This is a genomic window from Pseudomonas sp. zfem001 (genome assembly GCF_032621725.1).
Classification (GTDB): Bacteria; Pseudomonadota; Gammaproteobacteria; order Pseudomonadales; family Pseudomonadaceae; genus Aquipseudomonas; species Aquipseudomonas sediminis.
This window is the reverse complement of the sequence record NZ_JAVYJI010000008.1, coordinates 13,319-34,509: the sequence shown is the minus strand read 5'-3', so window position 1 is coordinate 34,509 and position 21,191 is coordinate 13,319. Positions and strand designations below refer to the sequence as shown.

The 21,191-nt window shown below is 63.6% G+C and carries 20 protein-coding genes; 8 read left to right on the top strand and 12 right to left on the bottom strand.

What is annotated here, in order from left to right; genetic code table 11:
* Positions 1-240 precede the first annotated feature (240 nt).
* The 7 genes from folK to dksA all read right to left on the bottom strand — a co-directional run bounded on the left by folK (position 241) and on the right by dksA (position 8,967).
* Positions 241-729 carry a 2-amino-4-hydroxy-6-hydroxymethyldihydropteridine diphosphokinase gene (gene folK / locus RTH74_RS22235; protein ID WP_316916093.1) on the bottom strand — a complete coding sequence of 163 codons (489 nt, stop codon included), beginning with the start codon at positions 727-729 and terminating at the stop codon, positions 241-243.
* The gene (locus tag RTH74_RS22230; RefSeq protein WP_316916092.1) at positions 726-2,120 is read right to left on the bottom strand and encodes a polynucleotide adenylyltransferase PcnB; all 1,395 of its coding nucleotides are present in this window, start codon (positions 2,118-2,120) and stop codon (positions 726-728) included. Before RTH74_RS22230 ends, folK begins: the two co-directional genes overlap by 4 nt.
* A 769-nt stretch (positions 2,121-2,889) precedes the next feature.
* A complete protein-coding gene (locus tag RTH74_RS22225; protein WP_316916091.1) occupies positions 2,890-4,323 on the bottom strand; it encodes a sigma-54 dependent transcriptional regulator in 1,434 nt (477 codons plus the stop codon).
* Positions 4,324-4,376: 53 nt separating this feature from the next.
* Positions 4,377-7,331: a sensor histidine kinase gene (locus tag RTH74_RS22220; RefSeq protein WP_106735405.1), complete on the bottom strand. Its 2,955-nt coding sequence runs from the start codon at positions 7,329-7,331 to the stop codon at positions 4,377-4,379.
* The gene (locus tag RTH74_RS22215) at positions 7,315-7,491 is read right to left on the bottom strand and encodes a hypothetical protein (protein ID WP_003244646.1); all 177 of its coding nucleotides are present in this window, start codon (positions 7,489-7,491) and stop codon (positions 7,315-7,317) included. Before RTH74_RS22215 ends, RTH74_RS22220 begins: the two co-directional genes overlap by 17 nt.
* Positions 7,492-7,585: 94 nt before the next feature.
* Positions 7,586-8,470, bottom strand: a complete 885-nt coding sequence (gene gluQRS / locus RTH74_RS22210; protein WP_316916090.1) for a tRNA glutamyl-Q(34) synthetase GluQRS — start codon at positions 8,468-8,470, stop codon at positions 7,586-7,588.
* A gap of 50 nt (positions 8,471-8,520) precedes the next feature.
* The gene (gene dksA / locus RTH74_RS22205) at positions 8,521-8,967 is read right to left on the bottom strand and encodes an RNA polymerase-binding protein DksA (protein ID WP_099526079.1); all 447 of its coding nucleotides are present in this window, start codon (positions 8,965-8,967) and stop codon (positions 8,521-8,523) included.
* Between the two features lie 258 nt (positions 8,968-9,225).
* Between dksA and RTH74_RS22200 the strand changes: the two genes are divergently transcribed.
* Together RTH74_RS22200 and sfsA are read left to right on the top strand one after the other, a co-directional pair.
* A complete protein-coding gene (locus RTH74_RS22200) occupies positions 9,226-10,407 on the top strand; it encodes a pyridoxal phosphate-dependent aminotransferase (protein ID WP_316916089.1) in 1,182 nt (393 codons plus the stop codon).
* Positions 10,397-11,104: a DNA/RNA nuclease SfsA gene (gene sfsA, locus RTH74_RS22195; RefSeq protein WP_316916088.1), complete on the top strand. Its 708-nt coding sequence runs from the start codon at positions 10,397-10,399 to the stop codon at positions 11,102-11,104. The genes RTH74_RS22200 and sfsA overlap by 11 nt, the downstream gene beginning before the upstream one ends.
* A 54-nt stretch (positions 11,105-11,158) precedes the next feature.
* Here the strand turns inward: sfsA and RTH74_RS22190 are convergent, their stop codons facing one another.
* Both RTH74_RS22190 and RTH74_RS22185 read right to left on the bottom strand, forming a co-directional pair.
* Positions 11,159-11,476 (bottom strand): Rieske (2Fe-2S) protein, encoded by a 318-nt coding sequence (locus RTH74_RS22190; RefSeq protein ID WP_316916087.1) that lies wholly within the window; start codon positions 11,474-11,476, stop codon positions 11,159-11,161.
* A gap of 137 nt (positions 11,477-11,613) precedes the next feature.
* Complete coding sequence (locus tag RTH74_RS22185) at positions 11,614-13,824, bottom strand: TonB-dependent hemoglobin/transferrin/lactoferrin family receptor (RefSeq protein ID WP_316916086.1); 2,211 nt, start codon at positions 13,822-13,824, stop codon at positions 11,614-11,616.
* Positions 13,825-14,016: 192 nt separating this feature from the next.
* Here RTH74_RS22185 and RTH74_RS22180 point away from each other — a divergent pair, with 192 nt between their 5' ends.
* The 6 genes from RTH74_RS22180 (at position 14,017) to RTH74_RS22155 (ending at position 19,204) form a co-directional block, all read left to right on the top strand.
* Positions 14,017-15,081 (top strand): ChuX/HutX family heme-like substrate-binding protein, encoded by a 1,065-nt coding sequence (locus tag RTH74_RS22180; protein ID WP_316916085.1) that lies wholly within the window; start codon positions 14,017-14,019, stop codon positions 15,079-15,081.
* A 53-nt stretch (positions 15,082-15,134) separates the two neighbouring features.
* Positions 15,135-16,031 carry an ABC transporter substrate-binding protein gene (locus RTH74_RS22175; protein WP_316916084.1) on the top strand — a complete coding sequence of 299 codons (897 nt, stop codon included), beginning with the start codon at positions 15,135-15,137 and terminating at the stop codon, positions 16,029-16,031.
* A 50-nt stretch (positions 16,032-16,081) separates the two neighbouring features.
* Positions 16,082-17,068: an iron chelate uptake ABC transporter family permease subunit gene (locus RTH74_RS22170; protein ID WP_316916149.1), complete on the top strand. Its 987-nt coding sequence runs from the start codon at positions 16,082-16,084 to the stop codon at positions 17,066-17,068.
* Complete coding sequence (locus tag RTH74_RS22165; RefSeq protein ID WP_316916083.1) at positions 17,068-17,835, top strand: heme ABC transporter ATP-binding protein; 768 nt, start codon at positions 17,068-17,070, stop codon at positions 17,833-17,835. Before RTH74_RS22170 ends, RTH74_RS22165 begins: the two co-directional genes overlap by 1 nt.
* Before the next feature lie 15 nt (positions 17,836-17,850).
* Entirely contained in the window at positions 17,851-18,735 is an 885-nt protein-coding gene (locus RTH74_RS22160; RefSeq protein ID WP_316916082.1) for a ChaN family lipoprotein, read from the top strand.
* A 61-nt stretch (positions 18,736-18,796) separates the two neighbouring features.
* Complete coding sequence (locus tag RTH74_RS22155) at positions 18,797-19,204, top strand: nuclear transport factor 2 family protein (protein ID WP_179574394.1); 408 nt, start codon at positions 18,797-18,799, stop codon at positions 19,202-19,204.
* Between the two features lie 294 nt (positions 19,205-19,498).
* Here the strand turns inward: RTH74_RS22155 and RTH74_RS22150 are convergent, their stop codons facing one another.
* From RTH74_RS22150 to RTH74_RS22140, 3 genes are all read right to left on the bottom strand, one after another.
* Entirely contained in the window at positions 19,499-20,296 is a 798-nt protein-coding gene (locus RTH74_RS22150; protein WP_316916081.1) for a cyclic nucleotide-binding domain-containing protein, read from the bottom strand.
* A 105-nt stretch (positions 20,297-20,401) separates the two neighbouring features.
* Entirely contained in the window at positions 20,402-20,674 is a 273-nt protein-coding gene (locus tag RTH74_RS22145; protein WP_099526068.1) for a TfoX/Sxy family protein, read from the bottom strand.
* 106 nt (positions 20,675-20,780) lie between these two features.
* The gene (locus RTH74_RS22140; RefSeq protein WP_099526067.1) at positions 20,781-21,125 is read right to left on the bottom strand and encodes a pentapeptide repeat-containing protein; all 345 of its coding nucleotides are present in this window, start codon (positions 21,123-21,125) and stop codon (positions 20,781-20,783) included.
* Positions 21,126-21,191 lie beyond the last annotated feature (66 nt).

Sequence of the window (21,191 nt, the reverse complement as noted above, 5' to 3'; positions counted from 1 at the left end):
GTATACCGCTTCTATCTGGCTGCAATCCGGCCTGGATTGGCATCAAAGGTGCGCCCGGCGCTGGGCGACGGGACGCCTATAGTCCTGATGGGGGGGCGTGAAGTCAATTGCAGGTGTTACCGCTCTGTTACTGGCGTTACCGCCAATGCCCGTGGCGAACGGCCGAGCTAGAGCTGGCGCGGGCTTGCGGCGGGTAGCAGGCGCAGAACAACGTGAAGGTGGCTGGCGGTTGCTCGGGTGTCACTCCGGCAGGCGCTCCAGGCCGGTGAAGGGGCAGGCTTCGAGCAATGCATTGAGGTTGCGGCCGTCCGGCAACTGCAGCTCTGCGGCCAGCTCGGCCAGCGGGTAGAGCACGAAGGGCCGCGCATGCATGTGGTAGTGCGGCACGGTCAGGCGCTCGTCGTCGATCAGGCGCTCACCGAACAGCAGGATATCCAGGTCCAGTGTGCGCGGTCCCCAGCGTTCGGCCTTGCGCACACGACCTTGCTCCTGCTCGATGCGTTGCAGCGCGTCGAGCAACTGCCAGGGCTCCAGTGCGGTCTCCAGCGCTGCCACGGCGTTGACGTAACGCGGCTGATCCGCCGGGCCCAGGGGGTCGCTGATGTAGAACGACGAATGCGCCTGCAAGCGGCTGTGCGGCAACTGGGCGATAGCATGCAAGGCCGCGCGCAGCTGTTGCAGCGGCTCGGCCAGGTTGCTGCCAAGGCCGATGTAAACCCGCTCCATCATTCGCCGCCGCTTTCGTCGCTGCGCTTACGCCGATTGTTGTTGCTGCGGCGACGTTTGCGTGGCGCGGTGCCGGTGCTTTCGCCTTTGCCAGCGAGGTCGCGAATCATCTGCCGGCGCTCACTGTCGTTGGCGTCCTGATAGTCCGTCCACCATTGGCCCAGGCCACCGGTGTCTTCCCCAGCCAGTTCGCGCAGCAGGAGGAAGTCATAGCCGGCGCGGAAGCGAGGGTTCTCTAGCAGCAGATCGGCACGCTTGCCGCTGCGTCGCGGCAGGCGCTCCTGCATATCCCAGATTTCGCGAATCGGGATGGTGAAACGCTTGGGTACGGCAATGCGCTGGCACTGCTCGGCGATGAGTTCGTGGGCGGCTTCCTGCATGGCCGGAATCGGCGGCATGCCTTTGCTTTGCAACTGCAGTACACGGGCGGGCAGGGCAGGCCACAACAGTGCGGCGAAGAGGAAGGCCGGCGTAACCGACTTGCCATCGTGGATGCGGTCGTCGGTGTTGATCAGCGCCTGGCGAATCAGCTTCTCGGTGTACTGCGGGTTCTGCTTGAGCGCTGCGCCGCTGGCCGGGAAAAGTTGAGCGAACAGGTCGTGCTCGAGCAGCAGGTCAAAGGTGTATTCGGCGTAACCGGCGAGGAACAGCTTGAGCACTTCGTCGAACAGGCGTGCCGAGGGAATGTCGCGCAGCATCGGCGCCAGACGGCGAATCGGCGCGGCGCTGTGCTTCTCGATATCGAAATCCAGCTTGGCGGCGAAACGCACCGCACGCAGCATGCGCACCGGGTCTTCCAGGTAACGCTGCTCAGGGTCGCCGATCAGGCGTACCTGATGGTTGCGCACATCGTGCATGCCGCGGGCGTAGTCGAGGATGTGCTCCTGGGTTGGATCGTAGTACAGCGCGTTGATGGTGAAGTCGCGGCGCTGCGCATCGTCTTCCAGGGTGCCGTAGACGTTGTCGCGCAGGATGCGGCCGCTTTCGTTGCGTGCCGCCTGGTTGCTGTTTTCCTCTTCCTCGCCTTGAGGGTGGTTGGCGCGGAAGGTGGCAACCTCGATGATCTCGCGGCCGAAATGCACGTGAACCAGCTTGAAGCGGCGACCGATCACCCGGGCGTTACGGAATTCGGCACGCACCTGCTCAGGCGTGGCGCTGGTGGCGACGTCGAAATCCTTGGGGTCGATATCCAGCAACAGGTCGCGAACGCAACCACCGACCAGATAGGCCTGGTAGCCGGCCTTCTGCAGGCGCTCGACCACGCTGATGGCGTGACGGCTGATCTCGTTGCGCTTGAGCGGATGTTGGCTGCTGCTCAGCACTTCGGGAGTGCTGCGTGGGCGTGGGGCACGGCGCAGAGGTGAGTGGAAAGATTTGAACAGCTTTTTCAGCATGGGATGCACTGTTTGGAGTAGTGGTCGGCCTGCTGCGCATGCGCTTGAAAATCGAATTGCGTGGGCATCACGGCGTTAAACGCAGTTTGCTTTGGCAAGGTTTTTCAACTGCATGCGAAACGATGACCGCATGATTGCTGCGGATTCTAGCATCGTGTAGGGAGAAGGTGTGTAGAAGGGCGGCAGGCGGGGATCTGAGGACCGGAAGCTACTGGGGGAGCCGAAGCTCCCCCCCAAGTTGGTGCGTGCTCTGTTTTTATTGTTATTGAGGGCCTGTTGTTTTTGTTGTTTGGCCCTTCCCGGCTTGCCGTGGCTTACCGGGTGCTCCCCAGAGAGGGGAGCCAATAGCAAACGGATTTCTTTGGACGCTGATGCTGCCTTAATCAACCAGTTCTGGCGCTGCCTTGAAGCAGTTTTATTGTTCTCAGCCTGGTCGCTGGGGCGAACCCCTCGCGGCAACTCCTCTCCAAAAGAATCAGTTAGCTGCGCCTCCGTACCTTGTTGTTTTTGTTGTTCTGGAGTCGTTACGTCTTGTTCTTATTGTGTAGGGCATTGCTTGTTATTGTTGTTGTGCCAGAGATAAAGCAGATGCCGTGCCAGTTTTTGTGATTCCTTGTAAATCAAGGGCTTGCGGCATTTGTGGGTGTTCGGTGGGGGATAAAAAGGCCGGGTTTTCGTTACCGATAGACCCGGCCTTTGTTACGAGATATTGAAACGGTAACAACCTGTGGAACCCATGTGCGGGCAGGTTGTCACCGTCGCCGTGCCGTCAAGGGCCGCTGGTCACACCGGATTTGCGTCGCGGAATGCCCAGGCGCTGGCGGCGTTCCCACAGGCATTTGCGACTGATGCCCAGCTTGCGCGCCAGCTCGGTCTCGGTCATGTGATCCTGGTGCTCGAGGACGAAGTGCTGGAAGTAATCCTCCAGTGACAGGTCCTCCGTCGGCTCGTGGCTGTTACCACTGCTCTGCCCGGCCACTGCCGGCAGGCCGAAGTCCTCGTCATCCAGATCGTCCAGCTCGATATCGATGCCCAGCAGGTCGGCGGAAATTTCCGCACCCTCGCAGAGAATCACTGCGCGCTCGATGGCGTTTTCCAGTTCGCGCACGTTACCCGGCCATGGGTAGTGGCGGATCGCTTGCTCGGCATCATGGGCGAAACGCAACGGCTCGCGGCCCATGCGGGTGTACTGGCGCACCAGGAAGGCCTGGGCGATCTCGATCACGTCGCTACCGCGCTCGCGCAGCGCCGGCAGCTTGAGTGCGATGACGTGCAGGCGGTAATAGAGGTCCTCACGGAATTGGCCGGTCTTGGCCAGGGTCTTCAGGTCGCGGTGAGTGGCGGCAATCAGGCGCACGTCCACTTTCTGCGATTGCACCGAGCCGACCCGGCGAATTTCGCCTTCCTGCAGTACGCGCAGCAGGCGCGCCTGGGCTTCCAGCGGCAGTTCGCCAATCTCGTCGAGGAACAGCGTGCCACCGTCGGCCGCTTCCACCAGGCCCGCGCGCCCGGCGCTGGCGCCGGTGAAGGCGCCTTTTTCGTGGCCGAACAGCTCGGACTCGATCAGGGTTTCCGGAATGGCGGCGCAGTTCACCGAAATCAGCGGTGCCTTGGCGCGCTTGGACAGGTTGTGCAGGGCGCGTGCGACTAGCTCCTTGCCGGTACCTGACTCGCCCTGCACCAGCACATTGGAGTCGGTGGGGGCGACCTTGCGAATCTTGCTGTAGAGCTCCTGCATGGCGGCGCAGGAGCCGATGATGCCGATCTCGCCATTGGCGTTATCCACCACCTTCTCGGCATTGCCACTGCGTGCGCTGCTACCGGTGGCTGGCGCGGGTGCGCTCTTGGCTTCCTGGCGGTCGCGCAGGATGCGAGCGACCGCTTGCAGCATCTCGTCGTGGTCGAAGGGCTTGGCGATGTAATCGACCGCGCCCATCTTCATCGAGTCCACCGCCGAGCGCAGGCTGGCATAGCTGGTCATGATCAGCACCGGCGTGCCTTCGGCCAGCTTGATCAGTTCGGTGCCCGGTGCGCCGGGCAGGCGCAGGTCGCTGACGATCAGGTCGAAGGTGGGAATGCCGTAGCGCTCCTGGGCTTCCTGTACCGAGCCAGCTTCGCTGACCTGGTACTGATTGCGTTCGAGCAGGCGGCGCAAGGCAGAGCGGATAATGGTTTCGTCTTCGACGATAAGAATATGTGGCATCAATTCGGTCTCTCGACGGTCACGGAGGTGCCATGGGCAGCCTCTCTCGCTGTTTACATCGCTACGGACGTCGCCTCGACATGCCTCGGTAGGGTGACCCGAATTCGAGTGCCCAATTGGCGCTCGGGGTCAGCCGGGCTGTCGATTGTTATCTGTCCATAATGCTCTTCCACGATCGAATAGACCAGCGCGAGGCCCAGGCCCGTCCCTTCGCCGGGGTCCTTGGTGGTGAAGAAAGGCTCAAACAGGCGGTCGATGATCGCCTTGGGAATGCCGCTGCCCTCGTCCTCGACGATCAGGTCCACGGTGTGCTCGCTGGCTTCGCTGCGCACGCGGATGGCACCGCCGGGTGGCGAGGCATCACGGGCGTTGGACAGCAGGTTGATCAGCACCTGGGCCAGGCGCTGCGGATCGCCGCAAGCCCAGTGCTGCGGATCGCAGAGGTTGTAGAACTGGATATCGAAGTTGCGCTTGTTCAGCGACAGCAGGCCGATGGCGTCCTGCGCCACATCGGCCAGACACACCGGCTCGTCGCTGCGCTGGTGACTGCCGGAGTGGGCGAAACTCATCAGCGACTGGACGATGCGTGACACGCGCTTGGTCTGTTCGAGAATCTGCCCGCTGATTTCGGTCAGCTCGGCGTCGGTCTCACGCTCCTCGCGCAGGTTCTGCGCCAGGCAGGCGATACCGGTGATCGGGTTGCCGATCTCGTGGGCGACGCCCGCAGCGAGGCGGCCGATGCTGGCCAGGCGCTCGGAGTGCACCAGTTTGTCTTCGAGCATCTGGGTTTCGGTCTGGTCCTCGACCAGTAGCACCAGGCCGCTGTTACCGGGTGCCAGTGGCTCGTTGATGGCCGCCTTGTGCAGGTTGAGCCAGCGGATCTGGCCATCGAGCGCCAGGTGCTGTTTATGCAGGTGCTGGTCGGGGCGTTCGATGAAGTCCTGCAGCAGGCTCTGCCAGGGTTCGCTCAGGGTGCTCAGCCGCGAGCCGACGATGCGTTGCGCGGGGATGTCGGTGAGCTCTTCCATGGCCCGATTCCACATCAGGATCTCCTGGTCCTTGGCTAGCGAGCACACCCCCATCGGCAACTCCTGCAGGGTCTGGCGGTGATAGCGGCGCAGCGCATCGAGCTCGGCGGCCAGGCCGGTGAGGCGCGACTGGTAGTCCTCCAGGCGGCTTTCGATGAAGTGAATGTCCTCGGTGACGTAGCCCTCGGTGCCGGACTTGTAGGGCAGGAAGGTTTCCACGATGTCCTGCGCCACGCTCGGCCCCATCAGGCCGGAGAGGTTGGCCTCGATGCGGTCGCGCAGGCGGCGCAGGGCATAGGGGCGGCTTTCGTCGAAGGGCAGATGCAGGTCGCGCAGAGCCTGTTCCACCTCGCGCTGTGCGGTCTTGGCGCCAAGCGGCTTGGCCAGTTGCGCGGCGAAGTCCTGTGGCGAGTCGGCGACCAGCTCACGCCGTTGCGGGCGGCGCACGTTATCGACTGCGCAGGCTTCGGCGGCGCTCTTCTCCTCGGGGCTGGCGTCGGTGAACAGTGATACCAGGGTGAACACCAGAACGTTGGCGGCGAGCGAAGCGATGGCCGCGAGGTGCCAGCTGGCATCGTCGAGCACATAGATGACGTTGAACAGCGGCAGGTAGAAACCTTCCAGATTGCCCAGCAGCGGCAACAGCATGGTCAGCGCCCAGACGCTGATGCCGGCCAGCAGGCCGGCGAGGAAGCCGCGGCGATTGGCCGTCTGCCAATACAGCACCGAGAGCACGCCGGGCAGGAACTGCAGGGTGGCGACGAAGGCGACGATGCCCAGGTTGGCCAGATCTTGCTGCGCGCCGAGCAGCAGGTAGAAGCCGTAGCCGGCCATGATGATGAAGGCGATCAGGGCGCGGCGCGTCCACTTCAGCCAGCGGTAGATGTTGCCTTCGGCTGGGGGCTGGTACAGCGGCAGCACCAGGTGATTCAGCGCCATGCCGGACAGCGCCAGGGTCGAGACGATGATCAGGCCGCTGGAGGCCGACAGCCCACCGACATAAGCCAGTAACGCCAGGGTTTCACTGTTGACCGCGATCCCCAGGCCCAAGGTGAAGTATTCAGGGTTGGTGGTGGCACCAAGTTTCAGGCCGGCCCAGAGAATCAGCGGCACCGCCAGGCTCATCAGCAACAGGAACAGCGGCAGGCCCCAACTGGCGCTGACCATGGCGCGCGGGTTGAGGTTCTCGGTGAAGGTCATGTGGTACATGTGCGGCATGACGATGGCCGAAGCGAAGAACACCAGCAGCAGGGTGCGCCACGGGCCTTCCTGCAGCGGTGTGTGCAGGGTCGACAGCGCGGCCTGGTTCTGCACCAGCCACAGCTCCAGCTCACGTGGGCCGCCGAATACCTGATACAGCGCGTACCAGCCAATGACGCCCAGCGCGACCAACTTGACCAGCGACTCGAAGGCGATGGCGAATACCAGGCCCTCGTGTTTCTCGCGGGTGGCGATATGGCGTGCGCCGAACAAAATGGTGAACAGGATGATCAGGCCGCAGTAGCTCAGCGCGACCTTTTCCTGCAGTGGCTCGCGGCTGAGGATGCCGATGGAATCGGCCACCGCCTGGATCTGCAGGGCCAACAGCGGCAGTACGCCAATCAGCATGAACAAGGTGGTCAGCGCGCCGGCCCAGGTGCTGCGAAAGCGGAAGGCGAAAAGGTCGGCCAGTGATGACAACTGGTAGGTGCGGGTGATGCGCAGGATCGGGTAGAGCAGCACCGGCGCCAGGAGGAAGGCTCCGGATACGCCGAGGTAGCTGGCCAGGAAGCCGTAACCGTACTGGTAGGCCAGACCCACCGTGCCATAGAAGGCCCAGGCGCTGGCGTAGACGCCCAATGACAGGGTGTAGGTCAGTGGATGGCGGATGATCCAGCGGGGGATCAGACCGTGTTCACTGACCCAGGCGACACCGAACAGCACCAGCAGATAGCCGGCGCTGATCAGGATCAGTTCGCTCAGGCTAAAGCTCGTCAGCATCGCGTTGGCTCTGAAGGATGAAGGTAACGACGATCAGGATCAGCCACAGCAGATAAGGCCGATACCAGGCGCCATTGGGGTCGATCCACCAGTCCATGATGGCCGGTGAGAACAGGTAGATCCCCACTACCAGGATCAGAACCAGTCGGTAGATATACATGTGACATCTCGTCGAAAGATGCCGCGATGGTAAAGGAAGCTGCGCGCTTCAAGCCACAAACTTGAGGCTTGCCGTAGGGTGCGCCGCGCGCACCCTACCTTAATTGCGTTTCGGCCAGGGTGCGGCTGCGCGGAATGCGTGTGGCGTCCCAGTTGGCGATGCCCCAGGTCAGCAGCTCGGCAGATGCCGCGCCTTGCAATTCGGCGGGTGGTTGTTGCCCCAGCGCGCGCAGGGCGCGTAGCAGCAGAGGCCCGGCCTGATCGGCGGGTAGCGGTGGCGAGCGGTAGCTCTTGCCCAGCTTGTGCCCGTCCGGCTGAATGATCAGCGGCACGTGCAGGTAACGCGGTTGCGACAGCCCCAGCAGTTCCTGCAGATAGAGTTGGCGCGGGGTGGAGTCGAGCAGGTCGGCGCCGCGCACCACGTCGGTAACACCTTGCCAGGCATCGTCCAGCACCACGGCGAGCTGATAGGCGAACAAGCCGTCACGCCGGCGAATCACAAAGTCGCCGACTTCACGGCCCAACTGCTGGCGAAATTCGCCCTGCACCCGGTCGATGAAGTGATAGTCCAGCCCTGGCACGCGCAGGCGGATGGCCGCGTCGTGGTCAGGGTGGCAGGCATTACGGCAGAACCCCGGGTAAATGCCGGCGTGGCCTTCGAGCTGCTTGCGCGAGCAGATGCAAGCGTAGGCCAGGCCCTGGCTGAATAGCCGGGCGATCACCGCTGTGTACTCGGCGTGGCGCTCGCTCTGGCGTACCAACTCGCCGTCCCACTCGAAACCGTAGGTTTCCAGCGTGCGCAGAATCGCATCCTGGGCGCCAGGCACTTCCCGTGGCGGGTCGAGGTCCTCCATGCGCAGCAGCCAGCGACCGCCAACGGCACGGGCATCAAGGTAGGAGGCGAGAGCGGCGACCAGCGAGCCGAAGTGCAGATAGCCGCTGGGCGTGGGGGCGAAGCGCCCGATATAGGCAGTGTTCATGGAGCTAGGGCCAGAAACAGAGCGGGGCGCCTAAGCGCCCCGTTGTCAGATCAGGAACCGACCTGCTTTTCCTTGATTTCCGCCAGCGTCTTGCAGTCGATGCACAGCGTGGCGGTCGGGCGGGCTTCGAGGCGGCGAATGCCGATCTCTACACCGCAGGAGTCGCACCAGCCGTAATCGTTGTCTTCGATCAGCTGCAGGGTTTCGTCGATCTTCTTGATCAGCTTGCGCTCGCGGTCACGGGCACGCAGTTCCAGGCTGAATTCTTCTTCCTGGCTGGCGCGGTCGGCCGGATCCGGGAAGTTGGCCGCTTCGTCCTGCATGTGGTGCACGGTACGGTCGACTTCCTGCATCAGCTCCAGCTTCCACTTGTTGAGGATGCCGGTGAAGTGAGCGCGCATCGGCTCGCTCATGTATTCCTCGCCCTTCTTCTCTGGATAAGGCTCGAAACCACGAATCAGCTGGCTGGTGCTTTTGGCTTTTTCTTTTGTGGGCATGGATGACGCCTCTCACTCTTTCAAATCCATCGCGCAGGTTATTCCATTGCCAGGCGTTTGTCCGGCCCTGCGACTGCAAGCCGGCGAACTTACCAGATCAAATCGGGGCGCGCTACTCCCGGTTGTCTATGCCTTGTCCGGGGTGTGAGCGAAATCCGCAAGGGACTGCTCTGCAAGCGTAGCGGCGCTTTGGCGCCCTTGCCGTGGCCTTGAGCTGCCCTGCTAGAATCCGCGCCTCGCAACCCTGAAGACAGACCCATGGCTCAGCTCTACAGTGCGCGCAGTCGCGCCATCGAACCCTTCCACGTGATGGCCCTGCTGGCGCGTGCCAACGAGTTGCAGGCCGCCGGCCATGATGTGATTCACCTGGAAATCGGCGAGCCGGACTTCACCACGGCCGAGCCGATCATCCGTGCCGGCCAGGCCGCGTTGGCCGCCGGGCACACGCGCTACACTGCGGCCCGCGGCCTGCCGCAGCTGCGTGAAGCCATCGCCGGCTTCTACGCCGAGCGTTACCGGCTGAGCATCGATCCGCAGCGTATTCTGGTTACACCGGGCGGCTCCGGCGCACTGCTGCTGGCCGCCAGCCTGTTGGTCGACCCGGGCAAGCACTGGTTGCTGGCCGACCCGGGCTACCCGTGCAATCGCCATTTCCTGCGCCTGGTCGAAGGCGCCGCGCAACTGGTGCCGGTCGGCCCGGACGTGCGTTACCAGCTCACCCCGCAATTGGTGGAACGGCACTGGGACTCTGGCAGCGTCGGCGCCCTGGTCGCGTCGCCGGCCAACCCGACCGGCACCTTGCTGCACAAGGATGAGCTGGCGGCCCTGTCGACCTGCCTCAAACAGCGTGGCGGTCATCTGGTGGTGGACGAGATCTACCACGGCCTGACCTACGGTTGCGATGCACCGAGCGTGCTGGAAGTGGACGACGATGCCTTCGTCCTCAATAGTTTCTCCAAATATTTCGGTATGACCGGCTGGCGCCTGGGTTGGTTGGTGGCGCCTGAGGCGGCGGTGCCTGAGTTGGAGAAGCTGGCGCAGAATCTCTATATCAGTGCGCCGAGCATGGCCCAGCATGCCGCGCTGGCCTGCTTTGAACCGGCCACGCTGGCGATCTTCGAAGAGCGGCGCCATGAATTTCAGCGTCGCCGTGACTACCTGCTGCCGGCATTGCGTGAGCTGGGCTTCGGTATCGCCACCACGCCTGAGGGCGCCTTCTATCTATATGCCGACATCAGTGCCTTTGGCGGCGACGCCTTCGCTTTCTGCCGGCACTTCATCGAAACCGAGCATGTGGCCTTCACTCCGGGTCTGGATTTCGGCCGTTACCAGGCTGGGCACCATGTGCGCTTCGCCTATACGCAGAACGTTGAGCGCCTGCAGCAGGCGGTCGAGCGTATCGCGCGCGGCCTGAAGAGCTGGAAGCCCGATGCACTTTGATCCGCCGCTGGAGGAAGGGCGGCTGTTGCGCCGCTACAAGCGCTTTCTCGCCGATATCGAGACGGCCAGCGGCGAGCAGATGACCATCCACTGCGCCAACACCGGCTCGATGCTCAACTGCATGAGCGAAGGCTGTCGGATCTGGTTCAGCCGCAGTAACGATCCCAAGCGCAAGTTGCCGGGCAGTTGGGAAATCAGCGAAACGCCGCAGGGGCGCCTGGCCTGCATCAACACCGCGCGGGCCAACGCGCTGGTGGAAGAAGCGCTGCGTGCCGGCGTAATCCGCGAACTGGCTGGCTTTATCGCGCTCAAGCGCGAGGTGGCTTACGGGGTGGAAAACAGCCGCGCCGATTTTCGTCTGGATTACCCGGACGGGCCGGCCTTTGTCGAGGTCAAGAGCGTGACGCTGGGCTTCGATGGCAGCGATGTGGCGGCCTTTCCCGATGCAGTGACGCAGCGCGGTGCCAAGCACCTGCGCGAGCTGGCCGCGCTGGCGCGTGCCGGTGTGCGCACGGTGCAGCTGTATTGCGTGAACCTCTCCGGCATTCGCGCCGTAAGGGCGGCTGAGGAGATCGATCCTGCCTACGCGGCGGGATTGCGTGATGCCAAGGCTGCGGGGGTGGAGGTGCTGGCCTACGGCGCCGAGCTCAGCCCTGAAGGGATCACCCTGGTCCGCCGGCTGGATGTCCTTGCGTAGGGTGCGCCGTGCGCAACGGCTACTGCTTTGGGAACGCCGTGCGCACAGCGTATCCTAGGGCGCAATCCAGATTCCGTTCGCGTCTTCCTTGCACGCCAGCCTCTGCAGTGCCTGGCCCTCGCACGGGCCGGCCACGCATTCACCGCTCTCGATCAGAAACAGCGCGCCGTGAGTCGCGCAGCTGATCAGGCTGCCGCTGTCATCGAGAAAATCGTCTGGCCGCCACTCCAGGGCAATGCCGCGATGTGGGCAGCGGTTGATATAGGCGTGCACCTGACCGTCCCTGCGTACCGCAAGCAGGTTCAACTGGTCGAGCACGAAGCCCCGGCTCTGACCCTCGGCCAGTTCCTGTGGGGCGCACAAGCGAATCATCGCGGTTTCCCGTTAGCGTGAAGGTCGACGACCTCGGATGACCTTCCTCCGGCAGGAAGAAGGTGGCGCATAGCGCCGCAAGACGGGCGAATTATCCCGCAAGAAGAAGGAGGGCGCATCCTTGCGCCAAGTGGAACTCAGAACTGCCAGGAGGCCGACACGCGGAAGGTGCGACCCGGCTCGCTGTAGTAGTCGACCGGTTGAGGTGTGGTGCGGCCGCCAATGCTGGGCACATTGAGGGCGTTCCAGTACTTCTTGTCGAACAGGTTGAACAGACCGGCCTGCAGCCGGACGCCATCCAGCGCTGCCGGTTGCCAGTAACCGGTGAGGTCGACCACGCCATAGCCGGGGGCCTTGAAGTCGCTGTCGTTCTCGACCTTGTCGCGACGCCGGGCGGCGGTCAGCATCAGGTCCGCACCGTAGTGCTGCTGGGTGTAGCTGAGACCGAGGGTGCCGGTCAGTGGGGCGACCGAGTTCAGGTGCTGTTTGGTTTCGCGGTCCTTGCCCACGGCCCAGGCGACCGAGCTCCAGGCTTGCCAGGAGGGTGCGAACTGCCAGTGCGCGGTGCCTTCGGCGCCATAGATGCGCACCTTGTCGCGGTTCTCCATCACCTCGAAGAAAGTCGGGAATTCGCCGGGTTGGAAGCCGTAGTCCTCTTCGTTGGCGGTAATGCTGTCGATGAAGTTCTTGTAACGGTTGTCGAACAGGCTGACGGAGCCGCCCAGATGCTTGTCGCCCAGGCGTGCGCCGACTTCGTAGCCGGTGCTTTCTTCGGGCTTGAGGTTGGGATTGCCGACGCGCGCGTAGCCCATGCCGGAGTTGGTGAAGGTGCTGTACAGCTCGTTGACGTCCGGTGCCTTGAAGCCCTGAGCCCACTGCGCGTAGAGGGTCGCCAGCTCGTGCGCCTGCCAGGTCAGCAGCAGGCTGCCGGACCACTTGGAGTCCTTGTTCTCGGTGAGCATCACGCTGTCGCCTGCCAGCACGTAACCGCTGGTGCCGCTCTTGGGTTTGTACTCGTAGCGGTCATAGCGCACGCCTGGCGTCAGGGTCAGTGTGTCGCTGAGGGCGATGTCATCTTTCAGGTAGAGGCCGTACAGGTTGCCCGGCGTCTTCGGCATTTCGGCCTGATTGGTGTGCAGGTTGATGCAGGAAAAGTAGATGCCGGCGGGCGTGCTGTCCGGGCGCGGCGGGAAGGGCGGTACCAATACGCTGGGGCAGGCATCGTAGCCGCCGCTGTACTGCTCGGCCTCAATGCGGCTCCACTCCGCACCCAGGGTCAGGTTGTGCTGCCCCAGTTGCTTGCCCAGGCTGCCGTTGATGCCGTATTGGATTTTCTCGATTTCGTTGTTACGGCCGAACGGGCCGGCGAGGGTTCCGGCGCGAGTGGCGTCCACCTCGTCTTCGCGACGCAGCTTCTGCCAGTAGACGACGGTGTCGGCCCAATCCAGCAGGCTGTCGCTGCTCTCGGCACGGTACTGGTGGTCGAAGGACAGGCGCTTGCGCTCGTTGCTCTCGCGGGTTTCATAGTGCCGTGGATAGTTGGCGGTGCCCTGGTTGATGCGGCTGTCCATGTCCTCGGTGCGCTCGAACAGTTCGGCGGTCACACCAACGCGGTGACCGCCGGCAAGTCTCTGCTGAACCTTGAGCAGCAGGCTGTGCTGATCGGTGTCGCTGGGGTTGGCCTCGGTGCGCTGGCTGCCCAGAACATCACGGTTGCCCTGGTTGTCGAGCTCGTGCCCCTTGCGCCCGCCAGCCTGGAGCAGCCAGGAGGTGTCGTTGAAACGACCGGCCAGCGCGGCATTGAGCCCCCAGCTGCGGTCGGCGCTGTCGTAGTCGTTCTTGATCATGCCGGCGAACTCGTCCTTGTCGCCCAGTAGGTCGTCCGGGTTCAGCGTACGCAATTGCAGCGCTCCGCCGAGGGCGCCTGAGCCAACCTGGCTGGAGTTGGCGCCGCGCACCACGTCGATGGAGGACAGGCCCTGGAAGTCGATGCTGTTGAGGCCGCCGTTGACGTCGCGCACGGCGTCGTTCAGCCAGGGCATGCGAATACCATCGAGGGTGGTGAGCACACGGTCGCGGTCCAGACCACGGATGTTGATGCTGTTGTTGCTGCGGTTGTAGTTCAGTCCCGGCTCGGCACGGCGCGACAGGTCATCGAAGCTGCGAATCTGTCGGCGTTCCAGCGTCTGGGCGTCGGTCTGGGTCGTGGTCGGCAGCGGTTGCTTGGCCGCCACTCCAGTGACCTCGACAGCGGGTAGCTCGGCCGGCGTTTCAGCCAGAGCCAGCGAAGGGCACAGCAACAGCAGCGCGAGCCAGGAGCGGCGAGCGAAGGGCGGGCGAACGTGCATGGTGATACTCCGGTGCATGCGTGGCAGCTCTGCGACTGCCTGGTTGGCGACGGCGCAAGACGTTAACCAGATTACTTATTTGATGCAAATAATTCTCAGGTAGATTATCGTTCTCTCAAATTGCACTGCCGTGTCGGTACGCGTTCGCGTCGCCGACGGTGGTGGTCACTGCCCGTGAGAGAGGAAATCCCGATGAGTACCGCAAATAACTTGGCAGCCCCGGCTGCCGGTCTTTACCAGGCCTGGCAAGCGCTGCGTGATGAGCAACCCCGCCTGCGCGCCCGGGAAGCAGCGGCGCAGCTAGGTGTCAGCGAGGCCGAGTTGATCGCAAGCCGTCTGGGTATCGATGCACAACGCCTGCGCCCGGATTGGGCCGCGCTGCTGCCGGCGCTTGGCGAGCTCGGTCGGGTCATGGTGCTGACGCGTAACGAGCATTGCGTCCATGAGCGCAAGGGGCTGTACCGTGAAGTGAGCGTTGCCACATCCGGACAGATGGGCCTGGTGGTGTCTGCCGACATCGACCTGCGCCTGTTCCTCGGTGGTTGGGCCAGCGTGTTCGCCATCGCCGAGGAAACCGCCAAGGGCACCCAACGCAGCATCCAGGTGTTCGACCAGCAGGGCGTCGCCGTGCACAAGGTCTACCTGACCGAGCGCAGCGAGCTGGAAGCCTGGCAGCCGCTGGTCGAGCGTTTCGCCGGCGAGCAGAATGCCGAGCTGCAATTGCTGCCACCGCCAGTCGCTCCGGTGCGTAAAGCCGATGCGGAGGTCGACAGCCAGGCGCTGCGTGAGGGCTGGTCGACACTGCAGGACACCCACCATTTTTTCGCCCTGCTGAAAAAGCATGAAGTCGCGCGCACCCAGGCGTTGCGCCTGGCGGGTGAGCAATGGGCGCAGCCGCTGGCGACCTCCGAGCTGACAGTGCTGATGGAGCAGGCCGCTGCCCGTGAAGTGCCGATCATGGTGTTCGTCGGTAACCGTCACTGCATTCAGATCCACACCGGCCCGGTGCACAACCTGCGCTGGATGGACAGCTGGTTCAACGTACTTGACCCCGACTTCAACCTGCACCTGCAGACCCGTGGTGTGGTCGAGCTGTGGCGCGTGCGCAAGCCCAGCGTAGATGGCGTGATAACCAGCCTGGAGGCCTTCGATGCCGACGGCGAGCTGGTCGTCCAGCTGTTCGGCGCACGCAAGCCTGGCATGGCTGAGCGTGATGACTGGCGCGAGCTGGCCGAGTCGCTGCCGGTACTGGCCTGATCCGGGCCGGCCCCTCTGGGGCCGGTCGATGTCACATTCGAGGAGTCGAGACCATGCGTCTTGCGAGTATTCTGGGCGGCCTGGCGGCTGTCTTGCTGTTTCCCAATCTGGTGCTCGCCGAGCCATTACCGCAGCGCTGGGTGAGTTCCGGTGGTGCCCTGAGTGAGTGGGTGGTGTTGCTGGGCGGCGAGAGCAAACTGGTGGGTGTCGATACCACCAGTCGTCATCCGGCGTCGCTGACCAAGCTGCCCAGCGTCGGTTATCAACGGCAACTGGCTGCCGAGGGCATTCTCGCCCTGCGCCCGGACCTGCTGCTGGGCAGCGAGGAGATGGGGCCGCCACCGGTGCTCGAACAACTGGCTGCAGCCGGCGTGCGTATCGAACGTCTGACGGCGCGCGCGGAGCTGGACAGTCTGCAGGCCAACCTGAAACGTCTGGGCCAGTTGCTCGGGGATGAAGCGGCAGCGCAACGCGCCTTCGCCGATTACCAGGCACGTCTGCAGACTCAGCAGCAGTGGGTCGAGCAGGCCCAGCGCAGCCAGGACGCGCCTGGTGTGTTGCTGCTGCTCGGGCACGCCGGTGGCAGCCCGCTGGTGGGCGGCGTCGATACGGCGGCCGACTGGCTGATCAGTCGCGCCGGTGGGCGCAACCTGGCCAGTCACAATGGCTACAAGGCTCTGTCCAGCGAAGCACTGCTGGCGCTCGACCCACAGGTCGTGGTGGTCGCTGATCGCGCTCTTGAAGGCGATGCCGCGAGGCAGGCCCTGCTTCAGCAGAACCCGGCCCTGGCCGGTACGCGTGCGGCGCGTGAGGGGCGTTTGCTGGCGCTCGACCCGACCCTGCTGGTCGGCGGTCTTGGACCGCGTGTGCCGGATGGGCTGGCGATGCTCGGCGCAGGCTTTTATCCTGCCAGCCACTCTCTTACAGCTGAAGCCAAACGCGCGCCATGACCTCACCTCTTTCGACGCGCCCATTGTTCATCGCACTGGGCCTGCTGCTCGTGCTTGCGCTGTGGCTCTCGCTGGCGCTCGGCCCGGTCAGCCTGCCGCTGGGCGACACTCTGCGTGCCGCTCTGCGTCTGCTGGGCGTGCCGCTTGCAGCAGATGCGTCGGTGCAGCAGGCGGAACTGATCCTGGCGCAGATCCGTATGCCGCGCACGTTGCTCGGGCTCGCCGTGGGCATGGTGCTGGCGCTCTGTGGTGTGGCGATGCAGGGGCTGTTTCGCAACCCTCTGGCGGACCCTGGCCTGGTCGGCGTCTCCAGCGGGGCCGCGCTGGGCGCTGCGGTGGCCATCGTTGGGGGCGCCGCGTTCGGCGGTTTGCCCGAAGCCTTCGCGCCTTATTTACTGTCGGCCTGTGCCTTCGTCGGTGGCTTGCTGGTGACGGCGCTGGTCTACCGCCTGGGCCGGCGTGACGGGCAGACCCACGTGGCGACCATGTTGCTGGCCGGCATTGCCTTGACCGCACTCGCTGGTGCGGTCATCGGCCTGTTCACCTATCTGGCTGACGATGCGACGTTGCGTACCCTGACGTTCTGGAATCTTGGCAGTCTCAATGGCGCCAGCTACGCACGGCTCTGGCCGTTGTTGCTGGCAACGCTGGCCGTGGCGCTGTGGTTGCCGCGACGGGCACGAGCGCTGAACGCGCTGCTGCTGGGCGAGTCGGAGGCGCGCCACCTCGGTTTCGATGTGGAGCGCCTCAAGCGCGAGCTGGTGTTCTGCACGGCGCTGGGTGTCGGCGCAGCAGTGGCCGCCGCCGGCCTGATCGGCTTTATCGGGCTGGTGGTTCCGCACCTGATGCGGCTGCTGGTCGGCCCCGATCATCGCTTGCTGTTACCGGCATCCGCACTGGCCGGTGCCAGCCTGCTGCTGCTGGCTGATCTGGTTGCACGCCTGGCGTTGGCACCTGCCGAGTTGCCGATCGGCATCGTCACGGCGCTGATCGGCGCACCGTTCTTTCTTTATCTGTTGGTGCGGGGGCGAAGCTGATGCTGCAGGTCGAACGGTTGGAAGTTCGCCGCGGGCCCTGTGTGGTGCTCAGTGGCATCGATCTGCAGCTGCGTCCAGGCGAAGTGCTGGGTGTGCTGGGGCCGAATGGTGCGGGCAAGAGCACCTTGCTGGCAGCGCTGACCGGCGAGTTGCCGGCCAGTGCCGGGCAGGTGACGCTGGAGCAGCGCGCGCTCGATGAATGGTCGGGGCCGGAGCGTGCCCGGCGGCTTGCCGTGCTACCGCAGAGTTCGAGCCTGAATTTCGCCTTCCGCGTCGAGGAGGTGGTCGCCATGGGCCGCCTGCCTCACGACAGCGGTCGCGTGCGCGATGCGCAGATCGTCCAGGAGGCGCTGCACGCAGCCGATGCGGCGCACCTGGCCGGGCGCAGCTACCTGGCCCTGTCCGGTGGTGAGCGTCAGCGCGTGCACCTGGCGCGAGTGCTGGCGCAGCTGTGGCCGGGCGGCGAGGGGCAGATTCTGCTGCTCGACGAGCCAACCTCGATGCTCGACCCCCTGCATCAGCACACCTGCCTGCAGGCGGTTCGTCGTTTGGCTGAATCCGGTGCGGCCGTGCTGGTGATCCTCCACGACCTCAATCTGGCTGCGCGTTACTGTGATCGCCTGTTGTTGCTGGAGCAGGGCAGGGCGCATGCACTGGGTACGCCTGCCGAGGTATTGCGGGCCGAGCCACTGCAGGCCGTTTTCGGCCTGGAGGTGCTGGTACAGACTCACCCTGAGCGCGGCCATCCCCTGATCGTCGCACGCTGAGCCTTGGAGAGTTCGATGCGAGTGGTTCTGCTGAGTTGTCTGATGCTGCTGGCCGCCTGCCAGAGTCGAGATGTGCTACCGCCCCCGTCGCCCCTCGCTCTGCAGGGCCGCGAGCACGCCGACCTGGGTCGTATCGTCGATCTTGCCAGTGGGCAAACCATCAGCCCTGAGCAGTTGCTGAGTCGCCTGGCGCCGGCCCAGCGGGTGTTGGTCGGCGAGCAGCATGACAATCCCGATCACCATGCCGTGCAGCTCTGGCTGTCGCGTGAGCTATCCCGGCGACGCCCGCAGGGCAGTATGTTGATGGAGATGCTCAATCCCGATCAGCAGGGCAGGGTCGATCAGGCTCAGGCCGCTGTACGCACAGGGCAGGTGCCAGCAGATCCGTTCGACGCGCTGGGCTGGCAGTCGGGATGGGATTGGTCGCTGTACGGGCCGCTGGTGCTACATCAGTTGCGTCAACCTTATCCCCTGCTCGCGGCCAATCTGGACCGTGCCGAGATCATGCAGATCTACCGCCAGCGTCCGACCTTGCAGGGCGAGCGCTCCAGTGCAGGCGAGGTGCAGGCGCGTTTGCTGGCGGATATCCGCGAATCGCACTGCGACTTGCTGCCTGACAGCCAGTTGCCGGCGATGCTCGCCGTGCAGCAGCAGCGCGACCGGCGCATGGCCGAGGCGCTGTTGGCCGCACCGCTGCCAAGCCTGCTGCTGGCTGGCGCCTTCCACGTGCGTAAGGACCTCGGCGTGCCGCTGCACCTGGACGATCTCGGCGCGCAGACCGGCAATGTGGTGCTGATACTGGCCGAGGTCGGCCGTGCGGTGGACGCGTCCATGGCTGACTACGTCTGGTTCACCGCCGCGCAGCCTACGCAGGATCACTGCGCCAAACTGCGACCCTAGCCGCCTTTCGCAGGCAGGCCGCAAGGTATCCTCGGCGCTTTGCCGCTCTGGAGCCTGCCCTATGTCCACTGACGTCCGCGACCTGCTGCAAGGTTATTTCAACGCCCTCAATGATCGGGATATTCGCGCCTGCCTGGCACGGGTCAGTGACGAGCTGATTCTGGAGCCCAATCAGGGGTTCGCCGAGCACGGGCGCGACGCCTTCGCCGCTTTTCTCGAGCGGCAACTGCATTGCTATCGCGAGACGGTCGACGCATTGGTGATTCTGGCCGAACCACAGGGGCGGCATGCAGCCTGCGAATACCGCGTCATTGGCGAGTACCTGGCGACCGACGATGGACTGCCGGAGGCCTGTGGGCAGCGTTACGAGATACGGGTGGGCGCGTTCTTCGAAATCGGCAATGGGCTGATCACGCGCATCAGTCTGCATTTCAACCTGCCGGACTGGCTGGCACAGGTCGACGATTAAATCCGGCTAGGGGCATCGGCTGGAGACAGCAGGACGGACTTTCGTCCAGGCAAAAAAAGACCCGGCAAGAGCCGGGTCAATAACCGTGATTAGCCTGATGAGGAGATAATCTGAAGAGTCCGACTGAATGGTCTCTTTAGCTTATCGGCTGATCTCTCGACCAGTTGAGATAATAATAACAATTCTCATTTCATAGTCAACGCCCTTTTGAGAATTTTTCTCAGAAAGTTTTTGCCGAGCTCAGAAATGCAAAACCCCGGCGATGGCCGGGGTTGGTCGAGACCCTATGAAGTCTCAGGACTCGCCGGGCAGGCGCAGCTGAGTCACTTCCTTGTTCAGCAGGTCGATGCGCCGGGCCATGCTTTCGATCAGGCTGTGAGCGATGCGCGGGTTGCTCTGCATCAGGCTGAGGAACTGCTCCTTGGGGATCACCATGACCGTGCAAGGTTCGCTGGCGACCACCGTGGCGCTACGCTTCTCGCGCGTGAACACTGCCATGGCACCGAAGATTTCGTCCTTCTGCACGTCACCGACCTTCTGGCCGTCGACGTAGGCCTCGGCGTGGCCCTCGATGATGATGAACACGTGGTCGGCTTCATCGCCCTGGTGGATCAGTTCCTCACCGGCCGCGAAATGCTGGAAGCCAGTCGCCGGACGGATCTCCGGTTGTTTCAGGCGTGCCAGTGCGTCGGACAACAGGGCGGTATGGCCGATCAGGTATTGAATGAACTGTTCCTGGCGCTGCTCGCTGGCATAGATGTGTTGGAACACGTCACTGCGCGAATAGGGAATCAGGCTGATGGGTTCTTCACTACTGTAGCGGCAGGAGGGCAGATCAATGCCCTGACGCAGGCCGACCAGATCGCCCTCCTGCAGATAGAACAACGGGCGCTCGTCGACCAGCGCATGCAACAAGCCATTCTCGATGATGAATAGCTGATTGCCAGGCAGTACCTGAGCCAGGTCATCGACACGTTCCAGGCGCAGTGGCTCACCCGCGGGTTGCAGCCCTTCCAGCAGCTGAGTGGGGATACTCTGTAGGCGATTGATCAACTGATCGGCGTAGGCCGGTTGCTCCCCGAGTAAATACATAACCGTAATTCCTTGAACTGGCTGGGCTGGCTGACCACACGAAGGTCCCTGAAACAATAGGCTGTGCGGCTCTTCGAGTAAATCACCTTGCACTGGTGTTGTGAGCTAGCTCTTGTTGTGGCTCTGGGCTTCGTCCAGCTTGCCGTTCAGTTCGGCCTTGTGCGCCGCAGGTAGCTCACTCCAATGCACATCGAGCAGCGCGCCCTCGATGGCGTAAAGCAGCACCTTGGAGGCACGGAAGCCACGCGCCCTGACCGCGCGATAGGCGCCGACAGCGCCATAGCGGCGCAAGTCGTTAGCGCTGTGAATACCTACGGCGTGCAGCCACTGCGCCGAGGTCTTGCCCAGGTTTTTCAGGTGTTGCAGTTCGTCGTTCATCGGGCCTCCATGCGTGCGAGTGAAAAGTTCACGTTGGCGTGCCTGCCAAAAAGTGTAGCGGCCAATTGCCTGAGTCTGAGTAGCGCATAGCGTGGTACGTACGCTGCTACTTGGTGCGATAACGCAGGCGCGTGCCGAAATTCACCGACATGAGAATTTCATCGGCGGTGAGTTCGACGGGGAAGTAGGCGCCGGAGATCTGGGCGTGGGCCAGGCTGGCGCCTTCGATCTTGGCGTTACGGAAATCCAGGCCGCGTAGGTCGGCGCCGCGAAAATAGGCGTCGGTGAAGTTGATGGCGTCGGTGTCCATGTTGCGCAGGTCAAGCCCGCGAAAGTCGCCGCCGGACAGGTCGACTTCGACACCCTTGGGCTTCTGCGCATTGAAGCCCTTCACGTCGTCGTTATGCAGGAGGTGGTAGAGCGGATGATCAAGCTGGCGTGGCTGGCTCATGGCAGATACCGGTGGTGGTCTCACCGGCAGTATAGAAGCCCTGCCAGGGTTTGCCTGGCAGGGCGT

What these genes read in the sequence shown, in the direction of transcription:
- RTH74_RS22190 (WP_316916087.1), bottom strand. Translation starts at nt 11,476, where the DNA reads ATGATTCGCTTGTGCGCCCCACAGGAACTGGCCGAGGGTCAGAGCCGG.
- RTH74_RS22150 (WP_316916081.1), bottom strand. Translation starts at nt 20,296, where the DNA reads ATGTATTTACTCGGGGAGCAACCGGCCTACGCCGATCAGTTGATCAAT.
- RTH74_RS22200 (WP_316916089.1), top strand. Translation starts at nt 9,226, where the DNA reads ATGGCTCAGCTCTACAGTGCGCGCAGTCGCGCCATCGAACCCTTCCAC.
- RTH74_RS22160 (WP_316916082.1), top strand. Translation starts at nt 17,851, where the DNA reads ATGCGAGTGGTTCTGCTGAGTTGTCTGATGCTGCTGGCCGCCTGCCAG.
- RTH74_RS22180 (WP_316916085.1), top strand. Translation starts at nt 14,017, where the DNA reads ATGAGTACCGCAAATAACTTGGCAGCCCCGGCTGCCGGTCTTTACCAG.
- RTH74_RS22175 (WP_316916084.1), top strand. Translation starts at nt 15,135, where the DNA reads ATGCGTCTTGCGAGTATTCTGGGCGGCCTGGCGGCTGTCTTGCTGTTT.
- RTH74_RS22155 (WP_179574394.1), top strand. Translation starts at nt 18,797, where the DNA reads ATGTCCACTGACGTCCGCGACCTGCTGCAAGGTTATTTCAACGCCCTC.
- gluQRS (WP_316916090.1), bottom strand. Translation starts at nt 8,470, where the DNA reads ATGAACACTGCCTATATCGGGCGCTTCGCCCCCACGCCCAGCGGCTAT.
- RTH74_RS22230 (WP_316916092.1), bottom strand. Translation starts at nt 2,120, where the DNA reads ATGCTGAAAAAGCTGTTCAAATCTTTCCACTCACCTCTGCGCCGTGCC.
- RTH74_RS22145 (WP_099526068.1), bottom strand. Translation starts at nt 20,674, where the DNA reads ATGAACGACGAACTGCAACACCTGAAAAACCTGGGCAAGACCTCGGCG.
- RTH74_RS22220 (WP_106735405.1), bottom strand. Translation starts at nt 7,331, where the DNA reads ATGCTGACGAGCTTTAGCCTGAGCGAACTGATCCTGATCAGCGCCGGC.
- dksA (WP_099526079.1), bottom strand. Translation starts at nt 8,967, where the DNA reads ATGCCCACAAAAGAAAAAGCCAAAAGCACCAGCCAGCTGATTCGTGGT.
- sfsA (WP_316916088.1), top strand. Translation starts at nt 10,397, where the DNA reads ATGCACTTTGATCCGCCGCTGGAGGAAGGGCGGCTGTTGCGCCGCTAC.
- RTH74_RS22185 (WP_316916086.1), bottom strand. Translation starts at nt 13,824, where the DNA reads ATGCACGTTCGCCCGCCCTTCGCTCGCCGCTCCTGGCTCGCGCTGCTG.
- folK (WP_316916093.1), bottom strand. Translation starts at nt 729, where the DNA reads ATGATGGAGCGGGTTTACATCGGCCTTGGCAGCAACCTGGCCGAGCCG.
- RTH74_RS22140 (WP_099526067.1), bottom strand. Translation starts at nt 21,125, where the DNA reads ATGAGCCAGCCACGCCAGCTTGATCATCCGCTCTACCACCTCCTGCAT.
- RTH74_RS22215 (WP_003244646.1), bottom strand. Translation starts at nt 7,491, where the DNA reads ATGTATATCTACCGACTGGTTCTGATCCTGGTAGTGGGGATCTACCTG.
- RTH74_RS22225 (WP_316916091.1), bottom strand. Translation starts at nt 4,323, where the DNA reads ATGCCACATATTCTTATCGTCGAAGACGAAACCATTATCCGCTCTGCC.
- RTH74_RS22165 (WP_316916083.1), top strand. Translation starts at nt 17,068, where the DNA reads ATGCTGCAGGTCGAACGGTTGGAAGTTCGCCGCGGGCCCTGTGTGGTG.